General features: G+C 71.9%; 13 protein-coding genes. 2 read left to right on the forward strand and 11 right to left on the reverse strand.

Translation table 11 applies throughout. From position 1 onward, the window contains the following. Window positions 1-186: 186 nt before the first annotated feature. Together EV284_RS01145 and EV284_RS01150 are read right to left on the reverse strand one after the other, a co-directional pair. Complete coding sequence (locus tag EV284_RS01145) at window positions 187-1,659, reverse strand: AMP-binding protein (RefSeq protein ID WP_130329354.1); 1,473 nt, start codon at window positions 1,657-1,659, stop codon at window positions 187-189. A gap of 35 nt (window positions 1,660-1,694) precedes the next feature. Then, entirely contained in the window at window positions 1,695-3,080 is a 1,386-nt protein-coding gene (locus EV284_RS01150) for an MFS transporter (RefSeq protein WP_130329356.1), read from the reverse strand. 191 nt (window positions 3,081-3,271) lie between these two features. On the opposite strand from EV284_RS01150, the gene EV284_RS01155 reads away from it, so the two are divergent. Continuing rightward, window positions 3,272-5,080, forward strand: coding sequence for a GAF domain-containing protein (locus EV284_RS01155; protein ID WP_130329358.1), 1,809 nt, complete (start codon window positions 3,272-3,274; stop codon window positions 5,078-5,080). A gap of 1 nt (window position 5,081) precedes the next feature. Here the strand turns inward: EV284_RS01155 and EV284_RS01160 are convergent, their stop codons facing one another. Continuing rightward, window positions 5,082-5,897, reverse strand: coding sequence for a hypothetical protein (locus EV284_RS01160; protein WP_130329360.1), 816 nt, complete (start codon window positions 5,895-5,897; stop codon window positions 5,082-5,084). Window positions 5,898-6,094: 197 nt separating this feature from the next. Between EV284_RS01160 and EV284_RS01165 the strand changes: the two genes are divergently transcribed. Next, entirely contained in the window at window positions 6,095-7,339 is a 1,245-nt protein-coding gene (locus EV284_RS01165) for an MFS transporter (protein ID WP_130329362.1), read from the forward strand. 49 nt (window positions 7,340-7,388) lie between these two features. Here the strand turns inward: EV284_RS01165 and EV284_RS32545 are convergent, their stop codons facing one another. The 8 genes from EV284_RS32545 to otnK all read right to left on the reverse strand — a co-directional run bounded on the left by EV284_RS32545 (window position 7,389) and on the right by otnK (window position 15,059). Then, window positions 7,389-7,532: a hypothetical protein gene (locus EV284_RS32545; protein WP_165425423.1), complete on the reverse strand. Its 144-nt coding sequence runs from the start codon at window positions 7,530-7,532 to the stop codon at window positions 7,389-7,391. Window positions 7,533-7,663: 131 nt separating this feature from the next. Further along, window positions 7,664-8,986 carry an aldehyde dehydrogenase family protein gene (locus EV284_RS01170; RefSeq protein WP_130329364.1) on the reverse strand — a complete coding sequence of 441 codons (1,323 nt, stop codon included), beginning with the start codon at window positions 8,984-8,986 and terminating at the stop codon, window positions 7,664-7,666. 159 nt (window positions 8,987-9,145) lie between these two features. Continuing rightward, a complete protein-coding gene (locus tag EV284_RS01175) occupies window positions 9,146-9,898 on the reverse strand; it encodes a FadR/GntR family transcriptional regulator (protein WP_130329366.1) in 753 nt (250 codons plus the stop codon). Window positions 9,899-9,908: 10 nt separating this feature from the next. After that, window positions 9,909-10,955 (reverse strand): D-erythronate dehydrogenase, encoded by a 1,047-nt coding sequence (gene denD / locus EV284_RS01180; RefSeq protein WP_130329368.1) that lies wholly within the window; start codon window positions 10,953-10,955, stop codon window positions 9,909-9,911. Next, window positions 10,952-11,734, reverse strand: coding sequence for a 2-oxo-tetronate isomerase (gene otnI, locus EV284_RS01185; RefSeq protein WP_130329370.1), 783 nt, complete (start codon window positions 11,732-11,734; stop codon window positions 10,952-10,954). The genes denD and otnI overlap by 4 nt, the downstream gene beginning before the upstream one ends. A 32-nt stretch (window positions 11,735-11,766) precedes the next feature. Then, a complete protein-coding gene (locus tag EV284_RS01190; protein WP_130329372.1) occupies window positions 11,767-13,071 on the reverse strand; it encodes an MFS transporter in 1,305 nt (434 codons plus the stop codon). Between the two features lie 51 nt (window positions 13,072-13,122). After that, on the reverse strand, window positions 13,123-13,785 hold the full coding sequence (locus EV284_RS01195; protein WP_130329374.1) for an aldolase: 663 nt from the start codon (window positions 13,783-13,785) through the stop codon (window positions 13,123-13,125). After that, window positions 13,782-15,059, reverse strand: coding sequence for a 3-oxo-tetronate kinase (gene otnK, locus EV284_RS01200; RefSeq protein ID WP_130329376.1), 1,278 nt, complete (start codon window positions 15,057-15,059; stop codon window positions 13,782-13,784). Before otnK ends, EV284_RS01195 begins: the two co-directional genes overlap by 4 nt.

The raw sequence follows: 15,059 nt of genomic DNA on the forward strand, positions 1-15,059 counted from the left end.
GATCTCCGATGGAAGCACCGACGGGGTTCTCCGCAGAGTAAGTGCCGGAAATCGATCTGCGGTGATTCCACCCGTCGGCCGAATGAGTGAGCGTCCGCAACGACCACCGGGCGCGGCACCCGGAGCGCCCCGGCCAGCCGCGGGACCTGGACGCCGGCCCGGTTTCGCCCACTCCCACCGCTTCGACTACTCCAGACGCTCCGCACGCAAGGCCGAGCGCCTGAGTTTGCCGGCCGCGCTGCGCAGCGGTTCCGTCACCAACTCGACCGACCTGGGCCGCTTGTGGGGCGACAGCCGGGTGGCCAGGAAGTCGTTGATCTCCTCGGGGGTGGTGGTACGCCCCTCCTCGATCTGCACGATGGCGTGGACGCGGTTGCCCCGGTCCGGGTCCGGCAGGCCGATGACCGCGCTGGACAGGACGTGCGGGTGCTCGGTGAGAGCGCCCTCGATCTCGGCGGGGTAGACGTTCACCCCGCCGACCAGGAGCATGTCGGACCGGCGGTCGTGGAGGTACAGATAGCCGTCCGCGTCGAATTCGCCGATGTCGCCGAGGGTCGACCAGCCGTGGGTCTCCTGGACCTCGGCTCCCAGGTATCGGAAGGCGGGCGGCTTGCCGTCCGCGACCCGCATGAAGATCTCACCGGCAACTCCGGGCTCGGTGACCGGTGTGCCGTCCAGCCCCACGATCTTGATCTCGCCCCAGGCGGGACGGCCCACCGAGCCCCGGTGCGCCAGCCACTCCGTGCCGGAGATCGTGCAGCCGGCCTGGGCCTCGGTGCCCGCGTACAGCTCCCAGATCCGGTCCGCGCCCAGCCAGTCGATCCACGCCTGCTTGGTCGCGGGCGGGCAGGGTTCGGCGCAGTGCCAGACCGAGACGAGGGAGGACAGGTCGTAGCGGGCGCGGACCGGTTCAGGGAGGGCCAGGATGCGGCGCATCATGGTCGGCACCAGATACACCCACGTGATCGCGTGCCGTTCGACCTCGGACAGCACCCGCTCGGCGTCGAACCGCTCCAGGAGCGTGACCGTGCCGCCGTTGAACAGCGTCGTCATGGCCGTGGAGAAGGGGGCGTTGTGGTGGACGGGGGCGGTGACGAGGGACCGCTCGCCGGGACGCAGTCCCCAGGCCTCCATGTCGAAGGGGTTGAACGCCCCCTCCGCCCCCGACAGGATGATCTTCGGCCGGCCGGTCGATCCGCCCGAGGTGGGCGCCTTCCACGACGGGCCGATCACGGTGGTCAGCTCGGTGGCCGGCTCGCCCTCACCGGCGCCCAGCCGGCGCAACTCGGCCACGGTTGTGGACCGGCCGGACGCACCCTCCTGGAGACCGATCACGACCGGCGGCTCGGACAGGGCGAGGATCGCCCGCTCCTCGGCCGGTGCCAGCCTGGTCGACAACGGCTGGGGCACCGCGCCTATTCTCAGGCAGGCGAAGGCCGCCACGACGACGTCCAGGCCGTTCGGCAGCATGAGGGGGACGATGTGTCCGGGTGTGACGCCGGAGAGTCTCAGGCCGCGCGCGACGGCGTCGCTCGCCCGGTACAGCTCCTCCCAGGTCAGTTCCGCGTCGCCGGCGCGGACCGCTGCGGAGTCGCGGCGTTCGGCCGCGTAGGCGGCGGGGATGTCGCCGAGCGGGAACCCCGGTTGGGGGGTGAACATGGCTCTTACTCCTCGTCGTTGGGGAATCCGGCCGGTCAGGAGTAGAGCTGCGATCCGGGCAGCGCCTCGGGGTCGCGGCGCACCTCGGCCGGGTTCGTCTCGGGCAGGAACCACGCGGCGGCGAAGGTGATCAGGCCCATCAGGGCGATGTACACGGCGACCAGCGTGGTCGACCCGGTCTTCGCGATGACGGTGGTCATCAGGATCGGCGTGCCGCCGCTGACCACGATCGCGGAGAGCTGGTAGGCCAGAGAGGCGCTGGAGTAGCGGACGTGGGGCGCGAACAGCTCGCCGAGGAAGGCCGCCATCGGGCCGTACGTGAGTCCCTGGAAGAGGAAGCCGACCGTGATCGCGACGAACACCAGCGGCGCCGAGGCCGTATTCACCAGGGCGAAGTAGGGGAACGCCCATGCGGCCACGCCGAGTCCGCCGACCAGGATCAGCCTGCGGCGGCCGAAGCGGTCGGAGAGGTGGCCCGCGCAGGGGAGTATCCCGGCCATCAGGGCCGAGCTGAACAGGGTGACCGTGAGCAGGGAGTCGCGGTCCATGTGCAGGGTCGTCGTGCCGTAACTGAGCAGGCCGGTGATGCTCACGTAGAAGAGGCTGTTGGTGGCGGACAGGGTGCCGCAACCGAGCAGGATCGTGCGCCAGTTGCGGCGTACGGCCTCGGTCAGCGGGGCCCGGACCACGCTCGCCTCCGGCCTGCGGGCGGCGGCCTCCTTGAGTTCGCGGAAGTCCGGGGTGTCCTCGACCTTGTTCTGGATGTGCAGGACGACCGGGAACATCACCGCGCTGAGCAGGAACGGGATGCGCCAGCCCCAGTCGAGGAACGCGTCGCCCGAGACGAGCGAGCCGGTCGTGGTGAAGACGAGGTTCACGATGATGACCGCGACCGGGACGCTCGTCTGGCCGAACGTACCGGCGAAACCACGCCGTTTGGGGTGCGCCGACTCCGTGAGCAGCAGCGCGATGCCGCCCCACTGGCCGCCCGCCGCCGCGCCCTGGACGAAGCGGAGCAGCACCAGCAGCACTGGTGCGAGCGCCCCCACGCTCGCCGCGCTCGGCAGACAGCCGATGAGGAACGTCGCGGTGGCCATGCCGATCAGACACGCCACGACCGTGGGCTTGCGGCCGTGCTTGTCACCGAAGTGACCGGCGAGCAGCCCGCCCAGCGGCCGGGCCACGAACCCCGCCCAGAAGGTGCTGAAGGAGAGCAGCGTGCCCATGAACGCGGACGAGTGCGGGAAGAACACGTGCGGGAAGACCAGTGCCGCCGCCGTGCCGTAGAGGAAGAAGTCGTACCACTCGATCGAGCTGCCGGTCAGCCCGGCCGCCAGCAGCCTCCAGTTGGCACGGCGTACGGGCGCGGTGACGGGATCGGAGCCGTTGCCCTGGACGTGGGCCTGCGCGGATGAGGCCATGGGAGGCATCCCTCCGGTTCTGGTCAGGGGTATGTGCGGGGACGCCCGCCGGCCGGTCGGGACATGTGCCACAGCTCTGTGTGGGGTGAGAGTAGAGCTGAGCAAGCGCTTTGGGAGATGGGGAGTCGCTACACTCCTCGCACCTCAGAGGTGGGCGAATCCACCACCTAGCGTCTCGGTGAAGGCGAGCGATGGCACACAGCGATTCCGAGCCGGCGGGCGCGGGCGGTCAGGGTGAACTCGCCGCCTACCGGCTGCGCCGCGAACGCGAGTTGAGCAGCCTGTACGCGACGGTCCGCTCGCTGACCGTGCTGGGCGAGGTGGACCAGGTGCTGCTGTCGATCGTCCGGGAGGCCCACGAACTGATCGGCAGCGACTTCGTCTACCTCTCGCTCCGCGACACGGCCGGCGCTCTCGTCCTCAGCGCGTCGGCCGGCACCATCTCGTCCGAGTTCTCCTCCGCGCGCATGCCCGCCGGGGCCGGGCTCGGCGGCTGGGTGATCGAGACCAGGGCCCCCGTCTGGGTCAGCGACTACCGCCACGCCGACGGCTTCCACCGCGATCCCGTGTTCGACCGCCTCGTCTCCGACGAGGGGCTGGTGGCACTGCTCGGCGTCCCCCTCCTGGTCGGCGAGCGTGTGATCGGCGTCCTCTTCGCCGCCGACCGCACCGAGCGCCCCTACGAGAAGGACGAGGTCGCCCTCCTCAGCGCCTTCGCCGATCATGCCGCGACAGCGCTCAACAACGCCCGGCTGTACGACGAGAGCCGAGTGGCGCTCCAGCGGCTCCAGGACGCCTACCGCGTCATCGAGGGCCAGGTCGCCACGATGGAGCGGGCCGCCGCCGTGCACGAGGCGCTGACCCACGTGGTGCTGACCGGGGGCGGACCGGGTGACATCGCGCAGTCGCTGGTCGACCACCTGGAGGGCGTGATCACCATCCGGGACCGGGACGACGAGGTGGTGGCCACGCGCTCTCCCGGGGTGGTGACCGCGGGGGAGGACCCCGGCCTGGAAGCGGAGTTGCTGGCGCGGGCGCGCCGGACCGGCCGGTGCGTCCACGGCGAGGGAAGCGACGGTACGGTCCTCAGCGTGGCCGCCATCCAGGCCGGGGGCAGCCACCTCGGCTCGCTGTCGCTGAGACGGCGCGCGGCCACCGAGTCGGCGGACGTCCGGATGCTGGAGCGCTCGGCCCAGATCACCGGCCTGCTCGCGCTCCTGCGGGACGCCCGCGTGGAGGCCGAGGAGCGGGTACGGGGCGAACTGCTCATGGAGTTGCTGTCCCACCCGCCGCTTCAGCCCGTCCATCCGGCGCTGCGCGACCGCGCGCTCGCCCGGGGCGTCGACGTCGACCGGCTGGACACCCTGGTCGCGGCCGACTGCCACGACCGGTCCACCGCCGACGTCGTGCGCGAACTGCACGCCCTCTCAGCGGAGTTCTCCGGCCTCGCGGGTGAATTCCTGGGCCGCGCGACGATGCTGCTCCGCGCCGAAGACGCGGAGACTGCGGTACGGACGCTGCACCAACGGCTGCGCCGCAGGCTCGGTACCCCGGTGCTCGTGGTCGCCGACCGGATCACCGGGCACGACCGCGCGCACTCCTACACGCTGGCCGTCCGCTGCCTCGACGTCATGCGCAGCCTCGGTGAGACCGACCGGGGAGCCACGACACGGCGGTACGCGATGTACGGGCTCGTCTTCGACCCGCGGCGCGCACAGGAGCTGGAGGGATTCGTCACCGACTCCCTCGGCCCCCTCCTCGACTACGACCGGCGCCGCGCGACCGACCTCGTCAGCACGGTCGCCGCCTACTTCGCCCACTCCGGAAACCTCAGCCGGACCGCCCACGCCCTCCATGTGCACACCAACACCCTCCTGAAGCGCCTGGACCGCATCGCGGCTCTCCTCGGTGACGACTGGCGCTCGGCGGACTCCGCGCTGAGACTCCACCTCGCGGTACGGCTGCACCAGTTGCGGGCGGTACTGGACGGGCCGGGGTAGGTCAGGGCGTCGCGGTTCCGTCGCGGTCGCGCAGGGCCAGCAGGGTCCAGCCGTGGCCGGACGGGTCGAGCGGCCTGGTCGCGGCGGTGAAGAGTTCCGCCGCCCGGCGGTAGGAGAGACGGCCACGTCCGGTCACCGGGCAGCGGTCGGCCGGGGGTGTGGTCGCGGGAGCCCGGCGGGCGGTGACGAAGACCGGGCCCGCCGTGCGGCCGGCGAGGAGGAGGGGGAGCAGCCGGGCTGTGCCCTCGCCCCAGGCAAGGCGGGCCGACGCGCCGGGTCTGGTACGGCGGGCCGGGAGGTCCAGGTGGTCGATGTCGAGGGCGAGCACGTGCTCCACGGGAGCTCCTGACTCATGCAGGAAGTACCAGAAGGCCAGCTCTCTGAGGGGTGCGCGCAGGGCCAGTGCGGCTCGGGCGCGGTCCGGGGGCCGGGGCGAGGCCGCCGGAAGTGGCTGGGCCAGGTCGCGGGCCGGGTCCGTGGTGATCCAGCTCTGGGCCAGCCACCAGGCGATGGCTGCGCGGAAGCAGGCCAACTCGCGGACGAGAGTGGTCGGGCGTGCCGTGGTGGAGCGGTCCGCAAGTGCTCGGCGCAGGCGTTCCTGAGTCCCCGGGTCGTCGAGCACCGAGAGGGGGACGGACGGGGGATGGGCACCTCTGCGGGCGCGGCCGGTGGGGGTGCGCCGCCCCACCAGGGGCCAGGCCCAGCCGAGCAGGGAGATGCGGTAGACGCGGCGGGACGCGGGGCCGAGGCCCGCTTTCGCCAGGTAGCGGTCGACGGCGGCGCTGTACTCGACCGGGGTCGCCTGGTCCTCGCTCATGGTGCCCCCCGCAGTAAATGAGATTTCCGGACGCATTCCTGGGTTTCGGGGGCTGACCTTACCATCAGGCGTGTTGCAGTAAACCTGCTCCATTTACTGCGCCGAATTGCTTCAATGAGAGCCGTTTATAAAAGGACGGTGTTTATTCGAGGAAAACCCTTGCGGTGAATTGCTCGGCGCAGGCAGGGTGCGGATTCATGACACTCGGTACTCACCGGCTGCGTGTGCTGCGGCATGCCCGGTTCCGGCGCTTTCTGCTGGGGCAGACCACGTCGCTCCTCGGCTCGGGCATGAACACGATCGCCACGACTTTCGCCGTGCTGCGGCTTCCCGGCGGTGGGGTCGACGCCGTCGGCGGGGTGATGGCGGCCCGGATTCTCGCCGTGCTGGTCGTGCTCCTGCTCGGCGGCGTGTTCACCGACCGGTGGGGAGCCCGTACGGTCATGCTGGCCGCGGATGCGCTCCGGTTCGGCTCGCAGGCCGCGCTGGCACTGCTCTTGCTCACCGGCGGCGCGCGCGTCTGGGAGGTCGTCGTGCTGGCGGTGCTCCTCGGGATGGGCGAGGGAGGGTTCATGCCGGGGCTGTCGGCACTGGTTCCCGGTCTTGTCCCACCGGAGGAACTCGCATCTGCCAACGCCCTGTTGGGGATGGCTCGACCGGTGACCTCGATCCTGGGACCGGGGCTCGCCGGGCTGCTCGTCGCCGCCTTCGACCCGGGAACAGTGGTGGCGCTCGACGCGGTGAGTTACGGCATGAGTGTCGTGGCGCTGGCGGGGTTGCCGGTGACGCGGGTTCCGGGTTCCGGGCGTGGTGTGCTGAGTGAACTCGGTCGCGGTTGGCGCGAGTTCACCTCACGTACCTGGCTGTGGGTCACGACTCTCCACATCGGCCTCTTCAACTTCTTTCTCTGGGCGCCGTTCCTGGTGCTCGGGCCGTCCATCGCCGAGCAGCGGCTCGGCGGGGCGCGGGCGTGGGGACTGGTGCTGGCGTCGGAGGGCATCGGGGCGATCCTCGGCGGGTTGCTGCTGCTCGGCCGGAACCCCCGGCGGGGGCTGACCTGGTCCGTGGCGGCGTCCGTCGGGTGGGCCGCCCCTGTGGCCGCGTTGGCCATGAGGTTGCCGCTCGCCTGTGTGGCGGTCGCCGCCTTCGTCGCGGGGATCGGCGCGGCCGTCTGCACCACCCTCGCCGCCACCGTCATTCAGCGGGATGTTCCGGCGGAGGTGCGGGGGCGTATCGGCGCGTTCGACAGTCTGGGTGCCTTCGCCCTGGGACCGCTCGGGCTGGCGCTCGCCGGGCCGGTGTCGGGAGTCGTGGGCGCGGAGCGGCTGCTGGCGTTCGGGGTGTTGTGGCAGGTGACGGCGGTGGGGGCGGTGCTGGCGGTGCCGTCGGTGCACAGGCACGAGGCAACTCCGCTGGAGGACAAGCGCGTCGCTGTCCACTGACCGCCGCCGGCCGCCCGCCGACGGCGTGCCTGCATACCGGACCGCACGGTCACGGGCAGGAGCTGGAGCTCTGGCCGACGACGTGGGCGTCCGCGTCGTCCGACGCCTTCACACCGGCGGCCGACGTGCCCCGGCGGTCGTAGGTCTCGTGGCATTCACGGGCGGTGTCGGCGTGATCGCGGCTCTGTGACATTGCCGTCCGGCGGCGTGAGGGAGGGAATTTGTCGGCCAACGGGGGTGCGTGACATGGCCGCCGCCGCACCCCGCCGCCCTCGCCCGCAACAGCGGGGGCGAGGACGGCGTGGAGGCGGGGCGGCGGTGGCGCTAGGCCAGCGGCTTGCTCAGTACCGCCTTGCGGTGGCTGAAGGTGTCCAGGGAGTAGCGGCCGTGGTAGCTGCCCATGCCGCTCTCGCCGACGCCGCCGAAGGGGAGGTCGGAGACGGTGAGGTGGGCCAGGGGGAGGCCGTGGCCGAGGCCGCCGGAGGAGGTCTCCGCGGCGATGCGCTCGCGGGTGGTGTCGGAGTCGGTGAAGACGTAGAGCGCGAGGGGCTTGTCGCGGTCGTTGATGAAGTCCACCGCCGCGTCCAGGTCCGGCACGGTGACGATCGGGAGGATGGGCCCGAAGATCTCCTCCCGCATCACCGGTGCGTCCGGCGCCACATCGGCCAGCACGGTCGGCGCGATGTACTTGTCCGTACGGTCGCTGTCCCCGCCGACCGCCACCCGGCCGGAGTCGAGCAGGCCGGAAAGCCGGTCGAAGTGGCGCTCGTTGACGATGCGGCCGTACTCCGGGGAGGCCGCCGGGTCGGCGCCGTAGATGCCCTCGACCGCGCGGACGAGCGCCGCCTCCAGGGCGGGGGCGGTCTCCGGGTCGGTGAGGACGTAGTCGGGGGCGACGCAGGTCTGCCCGGCGTTGAGGAACTTGCCGCGCGCCAGCCGGTCGGCGACCACGTCGAGGTCGGTGTCCCGGTCGACGAACGCCGGTGACTTGCCGCCGAGTTCGAGGGTGACCGGGGTGAGGTGCTCGGCCGCCGCCCGCATGACGACACGGCCCACCGTGCCGTTGCCGGTGTAGAAGATGTGGTCGAAGCGCTGGGCCAGCAGGGCCGTCGTCTCCGGGATGCCGCCCTCGACCACGGCCACCGCGTCGGTGTCGAGGTAGGCCGGGATCAGCTCGGCCAGCGCCGCCGAGGTCGCCGGGGCCAGCTCGCTCGGCTTCGCCACGACCGCGTTGCCCGACGCCAGGGCGCCGACCACGGGGGCGAGGAGGAGCTGGGCCGGGTAGTTCCAGGGAGCGATGACGAGGACGACACCGAGCGGGTCGTACTGCGTCCACGCCGTCGCGTCGTCACCGAGGTAGGCGGGGACCGGCGCCGGCTCGGGGCGCAGCCACTCCGCCAGGTGCTCCAGGGTGTGGTCGATCTCGCGGACCGTGAAGTCGATCTCCGTGCGGTAGGCCTCGGTGGTGCTCTTGCCCAGGTCCGCGTGGAGGGCGGCGGCGAGGTCGTCCCCGTGCTCGGTCAGCATCGCGCGCAGCCGGCGCAGCTGCTCCGTACGCCACTCGACGGACTTGGTCCGCCCGGTACGGAACGTGTCGCGCAGCCGGGCCACGGTGTCGGCGGCCTGCTCGGTGGGGGAGTGGTTCACGGGTGCCTCGCATCCTCGACGATCAGATGTAAACACCAACCTTTCAGAGGCTGGAGTAAATTCCATGGATTGCCCGGAATGACGTAGATCACGGCGCGCCCGGGTCGGTCGAGTCCGAGCGCTCGCTCCGCACAGGCCGCTGCCTTCCGGCCCTGGCTGTCAGGTGTCCGTGCCCAGCCGCACGTCCAGCCCGTCGGTCGCCGTCCAGAAGTGTTCGTCCGCGTCCTGGAGGCGGGACGCGGCGTGGCGGAGGTGGAGGCGGGCGGCGGCCTGGGCGGCCTCCGGGTCGTGGGACTCGATGGCGGCCAGGATGGCGTGGTGCTCCAGGCGGACCGCCTCGATGAAGTCGGTGCGGCGGGCCTCGTTGGCGCGGGTGACGCGGATACCGTCGCGGGCGACCTCGCCGAGGTAGCGGACCGTCTGGACGAGGACCGGGTTGCCGGTGGACTCGGCGATGGTGCGGTGGAAGGCGAGGTCCTCGTCCACGCCGTCGCCGTCGGCGGCGACCGCCGTGTCCAGCGCGGCCAGCGCGAGGCGCATCCGGGCGATGTCGTCCGGCGTGGCACGGGTCGCGGCCAGGGCCGCCGCCTCGCCCTCCAGGGCCGCGCGGACCTCGACGATCTGGAGCACCTTCGACTTGGTGCCCGGGGACTCGCCCTCCAGGTCGAGCGGCCGGGTGCGCCGGGGCAGGACGAAGACTCCGAGGCCCTGGCGCGGCTCGACCAGGCCCGCGTTGCGCAGCCGGGACACCGCCTCGCGGACGACCGTACGGCTCACGCCGAGCTGCTTCACCAGCGCGACCTCGGTCGGCAGTTTGTCGCCCTCGGCGAGCCGCCCGGACTCGATCTCCTCCGCGAGGATCGCGGCGACCCGGTCCGCGAGCCGTATCGGACCGCTCACCTTGGAAAACATGCTTTTCAGTCTATCGACCGGCGCTCCGCGGCCCCGCCCCCAGCGCGGTGACGGCGGTCACCGCGTCGGCGTGGTCGGCCAGGTACTCCCGGACGACCGACTCGAAGTCCGGGTCGGCGGCCAGCCCGAGCGTGGCGGCGCGGGCGTTGTCGAAGTCGGCCGGCCAGGACCCCACGATGGCCTCCACGGCGGGCTCGGGCGCGACGGTCACCAGGTCCGCCACGGCGTCTCCGGCCACCCGGCGAAGAGTCCGGAGCATGTCCGAGACCGAGACCGTCAGCGCGGGCAGGTTGACCGGGAGCCGGCCGTCGAGCTGACCGGGGCCCTCGCCGCGCTCCAGCTCGGCGATCCGGAGGATGCCCGTGACCGTGCGCCGGGGCGAGGCCAGTGCCACCCGCAGACCGGGGTCGACGGGACAGACGGCCGGCAGCCCGGCCAGCGGCTCCCGGACGACCCCGGACAGGAACCCGGAGGCGGCGGCGTTCGGCTTGCCCGGCCGCACCGACACGGTCATCAGCCGGGCCACCCGCCCGTCCACGAACCCCCGGCGCGTGTACTCCGCGACGAGCTGCTCGCAGACGAACTTCTGCGCCCCGTAGCTGGACCGGGGTGTCGGGAGCGTGGCCTCGCTGACCACCTCCGGCAGCGGCAGCGCCGGGTCCGAGCCGTACACCGCGACACTGCTGGAGAAGAGCAGCCGTACGACCGGGCCCCCGGCGGCCGCCTGGGCGCGGGCGGCTTCGAGCAGGGCGCGGGTGGTGTCCACGTTGGCGGCCATGCCGAGGTCGAAGTCGGCCTCGCACTCGGCCGACACGGCGGACGCCAGATGGATCACCGCGTCCACCGGCTCGGCGAACAACTCGCCCAGCCGGGCGGTGAGATCACCCCGGACGACCTCCACCAGCGGGTCGGTGGCGAGCGGGGAGGCGTCCGGTACGAACAGGTCGGCCAGCACCAGCCGTTCCACGGGCGCACCGGCGAACGTCTGTGTCTCCAGAAGCCGTTCGGCCACCTGGCGGCCCAGGAAGCCGAAGCCACCGGTGATGACGATCCTCATGCGTGTGCTCCTCGGTAGTCGCGCAGCCAGCCGAGCCCCTCGCTCGTCCCGGCACGGGGGCGGTACTCGCAGCCGGTCCACCCCTCGAAGGCCAACTCGTCGATCACATCGAAGAGATGGCCGATGTTCAGTTCGCCGGCGTCGGGCTCCCGCCGGTCGGGCACGCCCGCGATCTGGAGGTGCCCGACCCGGCCGGTCGGCAGGTCCCGGCGCAGGACCGTGGTGAGGTCGCCCTCGGTGATCTGGCAGTGATAGAGGTCCAGCTGGACCTTGACGTTGTCGACGCCCAACTCCCGTATGACAGCGTGCGCTTCGGCCTGCCGGTTCAGGAAGTAGCCCGGCATGTCGCGGTGGTTGATCGGCTCGATCAGGAGGTCCACCCCCGACGCTGCCGCGCGCTCGGCGGCCCAGGCGAGGTTGCCGAGGTAGGTGTCGCGTGCCGCCCCGGACGGCATCAGGCCGGCCATCACATGCACCCGCGGACAGTCCAGCGCCGCCGCGTACCGAAGCGCCCGCTCGATCCCGGCCCGTGTCTCCGCCGCCCTGCCGGGCAGCGCGGCCGTACCGCGCTCACCCGCGTCCCAGTCGCCGGGCGGTGCGTTGAACAGCACCTGCCGCAGGCCGTGTTCGTCCAGCAGGCGGCGAAGCTCGGCGGGGTCGTACGCGTAGGGGAAGAGGTACTCGACGGCCTCGAAGCCGTCCGCGGCGGCCGCGGCGAAGCGGGCCGGGAAGGGGTGCTCGGTGTACATCATGGACAGGTTCGCTGCGAACCTCGGCATGGTCACTCCCATGACGCCGGTGGAGGCGCCGGTCAGCGGTTGACGACGTCCTTCTTGGTGGTGAGTACGGCGGCGGCGCCCACGACGAGACTGAACGCCAGCACGTACATCGGTATGGCCGCCGAACCGGTGCCGTCCTTCAGCGCGCCGATCATGTACGGGCTGACGAAACCGGCCAGATTGCCGACCGAGTTGATCAGGGCGAGCCCGGCCGCGGCCGCCGTACCGCCCAGGAAGGCGGTGGGCAGCGACCAGAACAGCGGGGCGCAGGTCAGCACGCCGGCCGCCGCGAAGGACAGCGCGATCAGGGACAGCGCGGTGGAGCCCGACCAGGAGGCGGCCAGGGTGAAGCCGACCGCGCCCATGAGGCTCGGGACCACCAGGTGCCAGCGGCGCTCCCGGCGCCGGTCGGCCGAGCGGCCGAACAGGTTCATCGCGACCAGCGCGGCCAGGAATGGCACCGAACTGAGCACGCCGATCGCCAGGTTGCCCTTGATGCCGGTCGACTCCACGAAGGTCGGCATCCAGAACGTCAGCGCGTACTGGCCCATCACGAAGCAGAAGTAGATCAGGCTCATCAGCCACACCTTGGGGTCGCGGAAGCCGTCCCACACCTTGCCGTGGACGGTCCGGTGCGCGGCGTCCTCGGTGAGCGCCCGCTCCACGACGGCCTTCTCCTCGTCGCTGAGCCACTTGGCGTCCCGTACCCCGTTGTCCAGGTAGAAGAGCGTGGCCACACCGACCGCGAGGGCCGGCAGCGCCTCCAGCGCGAACATCCACTGCCATCCCTGCCAACCGCCCGTGCCGTGGAAGGTGTCCAGAATCCAGCCGGAGAGCGGGTTGCCGAAGATGCCCGCCACCGGGATCGCCGACATGAACATCGCGATGACACGGGCCCGGCGGTGGGACGGGAACCAGTAGGTGCAGTACAGGATGACACCGGGGTAGAACCCGGCCTCGGCCGCGCCGAGGAGGAAGCGGAGCACATAGAACGTCGCCTCGTCGGTGACGAGGACGAACGCCGCCGAGACCACGCCCCAACTGATCATGATCCGGGCTATCCAGGTGCGGGCGCCGACCCGCTGGAGCAGCAGGTTCGACGGCACCTCGAAGAGGAAGTACCCGATGAAGAACAGCCCGGCGCCCAGGCCGTACGACGCCTCGCTGAATCCGAGGTCGGCGGACATCTGGAGCTTGGCGAAGCCCACGTTGACGCGGTCGAGGTAGGAGACGACGTAAGCGAGGACGAGGAAGGGGACGATGCGCCGGACGACCTTGCGGAAGACGGCGTTCTCGCGGTTGAGGCCGGCTTCGGCGGCGACCGTGGGGAGGGACATGGCGAATCCTTTGAGCGGCTCAGGGGGATTCTCGGGACGGGGGACAGCGGTTCACCAACGGGCGCCGAACACGGCGCGTAGTTCGGCGAGTTCGGGCTCGTCAAGCGGTGCGGGCCTGCGCTCGGTGAGCAGCCACAGGCGTGCCGTCTCCTCGAGTTCCTCGAGGACGGCCAGTGCGGAGGCCGCGTCGGGCCCCCAGACGACCGGGCCCAGCCGGTCGAGCAGCACGGCCCGGATCGGCGTACCGCGCGCGGCGCGTTCGGCGATGCGGGCGGTCACCAGGTCGGCCACGCGCGGGTCGCCCGGCCGGTGGTAGGGGACGAGCGGGACGTGCCCGACCTTCATCACGTAGTACGGGGTGATCGGCGGGAGCACGTCGTCCGGGCGCCACACCCCGGCCAGGGTCAGCCCGACCAGGTGCGTGGAGTGGGTGTGGACGATGAAGCGGGCGGTGGGATCGGCGGCGTGGATGCGGCGGTGCAGAGTGAGGGTCTTGCTGGCACGGTCGCCCGCGAGCTGCTCGCCGTCGGCGTCGACGAGGGCCAGCCGGCCGGGGTCGAGGAAGCCCAGGGCCGCGTCGGTCGGGGTGATCAGGTGGGAGTCGCCGACCCGGGCGCTGATGTTGCCCGCGCTGGCGTGGGCGTAACCCCGCGCGAACAGGCTCGTGCCCACCCGGACGATCTCGCGCCGGGCCTCCTCCACCGGGTCGGTCATGCCGGCCCCAGCAGGTCGAAGGCGGTGGTGAAGAAGTCGGGGCCGCCGAAGTTGCCTGATTTCAGGGCGAGATGGAGTGGCGTCCCGTCTGGCGCAGTCGCCGCGCACCACGGCACGCCGGGGTCGATCTGCGGACCGATGCGGAGCCCGGTGACGCCGAGGGCCCGCACGACCGCCCCCGAGGTCTCGCCCCCGGCGACGACGAGTTGCCGCACCCCGCGCGCCACGAGCCCCCGCGCGACCTCGGCCAGGGTCCGCTCCACCAGCTCCCCGGCCTGGGCGGCACCGAGCCTGCTCTGCACCCCGCGCACGGCTTCGGGGGCCTCGGTGGAGTAGACCAGCACGGGTCCGTCGGCGAGGTGCGCCTCGGCGAAGGCCAGCGCCGACCCGGTCACGTCCTCACCCGCCGCGACACGGAGGGGGTCGACGCTGAAGGCGGGGCGTCCGGTGTCGAGGAAGGCGCGGACCTGGCCGTTGGTGGCCGTGGAGACCGAGCCGGAGACGATGGCCCGGTGACCGGAGGCGGGGGGCAGCAGGGCCGTCTCCGTGGAGGGCCGCAGGCCCCAGTTGGCCGGCAGCCCGATGGCCAGCCCCGAGCCGGCCGTCACCAGCGGCAGATCCCGCACGGCCTCGCCCAGCCGCACCAGGTCGTCGTTGGACACCGCGTCCACGACCGCGAACGCGAAGCCCCGCGCGCGGAGTTCGGCGATGCGGGCCCGCACGGCGTCCGCGCCGCCGGCGAGGACCGTGTGGTCGATGAGCCCGACAGGCCGCGTGGTCTGCGCGCCCAGCACCTCGACCAGGTTGGAGTCGGTCATCGGCGTCAGCGGATGGTCCCGCATGCCGCTCTCGCTCAACAGCACGTCACCGACGAAGAGATGGCCCTTGAAGACGGTGCGCCCGTTGTCCGGGAACGCCGGGGTGGCCACCGTGAAGTCCGTGTCCAGCGCGTCCATCAGCGCCTCGGCGACCGGCCCGATGTTCCCGGCCGGGGTGGAGTCGAAGGTCGAGCAGTACTTGAAGTAGACCTGCTCGGCCCCCGCCTCCCGCAGCCACGCCAGCGCGCGCAGCGAGGCGTCCACGGCCTCCGCGACGGGCGTGGTACGGGACTTGAGCGCGATCACCACAGCGTCCGCTTCTCCGGCGAGGCCGTGCGCGCCGTCCTCGGGGACGTCGATGAGCTGGACCACGCGCATCCCCGCGCGCACCAGGTTGTTCGCCAGGTCCGTGGCACCGGTGAAGTCGTCGGCGATGGCGCCGAGCCGGATTCCCAT

Source organism: Streptomyces sp. BK022 (genome assembly GCF_004217355.1).
Classification (GTDB): Bacteria; Actinomycetota; Actinomycetes; order Streptomycetales; family Streptomycetaceae; genus Streptomyces; species Streptomyces griseoluteus.